This window comes from Pseudofrankia sp. EUN1h, from assembly GCF_001854645.1.
GTDB lineage: Bacteria > Actinomycetota > Actinomycetes > Frankiales > Frankiaceae > Pseudofrankia > Pseudofrankia saprophytica.
In genome coordinates, this window is sequence record NZ_MBLN01000031.1 from 1 (window position 1) to 2,754 (window position 2,754).

The 2,754-nt window shown below is 72.0% G+C and carries 3 protein-coding genes; all 3 read right to left on the reverse strand.

Annotated features, from left to right (window positions below; translation table 11 throughout):
* Positions 1-604, reverse strand: a 604-nt coding sequence (locus BCD49_RS08145; protein ID WP_071041342.1) for an ATP-binding protein, incomplete at its 3' end; no start/stop codon positions are given.
* A gap of 211 nt (positions 605-815) precedes the next feature.
* Positions 816-1,703: a hypothetical protein gene (locus BCD49_RS08150; protein ID WP_007507546.1), complete on the reverse strand. Its 888-nt coding sequence runs from the start codon at positions 1,701-1,703 to the stop codon at positions 816-818.
* 95 nt (positions 1,704-1,798) lie between these two features.
* On the reverse strand, positions 1,799-2,401 hold the full coding sequence (locus BCD49_RS08155) for an RNA polymerase sigma factor (RefSeq protein WP_241832285.1): 603 nt from the start codon (positions 2,399-2,401) through the stop codon (positions 1,799-1,801).
* Positions 2,402-2,754: the final 353 nt, after the last annotated feature.

The following is a 2,754-nucleotide window of genomic DNA, read 5'->3' on the forward strand; positions in this document are numbered from 1 at the left end:
GGAGGTGTGCCTCGTCGGCGGGGGTGTCGCCGGCAGCAGCCTGACGGCTTGGCTGGGGCTGGGGCAGGCTGGCCCAGACGACCTTGCCGTTCGGGTCGCCGTGTGCGTAGACGGGGTAGCTGCCCCAGCCGGCGGCGAGGGCGTTGACGAGGCGCAGACCCCCGCTGGTGCCGGCGGCCGGGTCGCCACGGCGGAATTCTGGCCGGCCCGCTGCCCGGTCCCAGACCTCGACGACGAGGCGATGACGGTCGTACGTCAGCTGGAGAGCGACGGACGGTTGCCCGTTCCCACCGGCGCTTCGTCTCGGCAGCAGCTCGGACGCACGGATGGCGTTCGTGACCAGCTCCGACGCGAGGAGGGTCGCTTCGTTCTGCAACTCGTCGAGGCCCCAGCCGCGCAGCTGGGCTCGCACGTGGTCGCGGGCGACGCTGGCCGAACGCCCATCCAGCGGATAGCGAAAGACACTGTGCACCGGGCCGCGCGCGCCACCCGGCCCGGCCGGGGGATTCGGGTCGGACCGGGATGGTGATGTGACGACGCGGCGGATGGTCACCAGCATCTCTCCGATCAGGTAGGCGCCGGGCGCGGACCGCGTCCTTCCCACACCCGGCGCTACCACCAGGGAGGGTGACGCTGGCCGCTGCTCCTCTGTGCGGCGAGGCGGCTGGAAAATCAGGTCGCGTGCCGTCGTGGCGGGACGGTCACGGACTTCGCCGAGGTCCCCGACCGGTGCCCGGCGACGGTGTCACCGCGGAGGTCTGGTAGATCACGTCGGCGCGGCCGGCGTGATCTACCAGACCTCCTGGAAGGCCTGCTCAGCGGCCGACCGACGCGTCCGCGCCGGCGCCGCCGACACCCGCACCGACGCCCAGGCCGCCAGGGCCCGTGCTCGCACTCGCGCTGGTAGCCGCGCCGGGAACCTGCGCGCCGACACCTGCGTCGGTCGCGCCGACGTTCACGCCCGCGCTCGTGCCAGGACCCGCGGTGACCTCGGCCCCGGTACCGCCGCCGCCCACCCCGGCCTCGGCCCCGGCGCCGCCCACGGCAACGTCGGCCCCGGCACCGCCCGGAGCCACACTTACGCCCGCGGCGCCCGGCGCCACGGTGGCGTTGGCCTGTGCCCGCAGTGCCGTCGCGCAGTAGGCGTCGACCTCGGCGCGGCCGCCTGCGGCGGTCACCAGCGCCTGCATGGTCGGAGAATCAAGGACAGTGTCGGGGTTGGTCTCTGCGGCGGCCTGGTAGCTGTGGCACAACGCGAGCAGTGAGGCGGAGGCGGAGGCATCGGCGCTCGGCACGCCGCTCGCCGAGACGTCCGCGCTGGCGGTGGCGCCAGCCGTCGGGGACACCTCGGTGCCGGCACCTCCGCCGACGCCAGGCAGGACTCCTGTGCCCGCGGCGACGGCGACGCCGCTGATGACCGTGGCCCCGGCCGCGATCGCGGCGATCTTCATGGTCAGCAGTCGGGCGAGCAGCGTCTTGTTCATGGGTTCTCTCCGTGGCTGGGTGACGTGGGCGAGACGCGCCTCCCGGAAAGCGGCGACTGCCGCTTCCTCGCCGTCGAGCTCACCTACGCGGGCCGGAGCGGCCGCCGCGGTGAGCAGATCGGCGAGAGGATCCACACCAGCCCCACCGTCGACCGGACCGCCGCGCAGCATCCGCTCAGCGGCGCCTCGGCCGATCCGACGGGGTCGGAGTGTGCTCATCTCACGTCCTTCAGCGTTGAAGCCCTCATCGGTGTTACACCCGGCCGATGTTCCTGGTCCTCGCCTTGCGCCGTCACCCCGATCATGATCATCGCCTACAGCCCGCCGGATCCGGTGATGCCCTGCTCGCCGAGCTGCTCGGCGAGTCTGCGTAACCCCCGGTGCGACGCGACGCGGACCGCGCCAGCGCGCTTRCCCAACACCCGCCCCGCGGCCTTCGCGTCCAGCCCCATGACCACCCGCAGGAGCACCGCCTCCGCCTGGTCCAACGGCAGACCCGCGATCAACCGCAGAGCCGCTGCGGTGGACACCGCCTCCAACGCGCTTCTGGAGGTGTCATCGGGCGCGGCCAATTCGGTCATCAGCATCTCAACAGGTATGTCGTCCCCCGGGCGGCGACTTCGTCGGCGCAGATGATCCAACGCGCGGTGACGCRCGATAGTCGCTGCCCAGCCGCGAAAGTCGGCGAAGTCCCCGCGGAACGACGCCAGGTCCCGAGCGATCTGAAGYCACGTCTCGGAGGCCACGTCCTCGGCATCGTTGCCGACGAGTAGCCGTAGGTACCGCAGCAGACCCGGCCCAGTCGTCCGGTAGATCAGCCGGAAGGCACCCTCGTCACCGCGCTGCGCCTCCGACAGCGCTGACGAGAGATCCGTCGTGTCGCCCTCGGCCCTGTCCTCATCGGCGATCGCGGACACAAGGGGCGGCACCGACGCCAGCGAGGCCGCCGGCCCGCCAGATCCGGGTCCCGGCCCCAGCAAAAACGATGATCGTCGCGAGGCGCCACCAGCGACTGGCGCGTCGCCGCCTATCTCCGCGCTCTCGGTCACCGCGCAGATGATGGGACCCCGCCTCGAACGCGGCGACAAGGGGGCCCTGACGGTAGCGGAATGGCATTGTGCCGGTACGTTCGGCTGTACACAGATGATCTTCCGGTCTCGCGACACGCCTCGACCGGGGCTGTTGCGTTGAGCCGGCCCGAGGCACGGCAGGGCCAAGTTGGCGACCTGATCAGATAGCCTGCGCGAGCTCGGCGAACGCTGTCGCGAGC

Coding starts and splice junctions, on each gene's coding strand:
- BCD49_RS08150 (WP_007507546.1), bottom strand. CDS start 1,703: ATGAGCACACTCCGACCCCGTCGGATCGGCCGAGGCGCCGCTGAGCGG.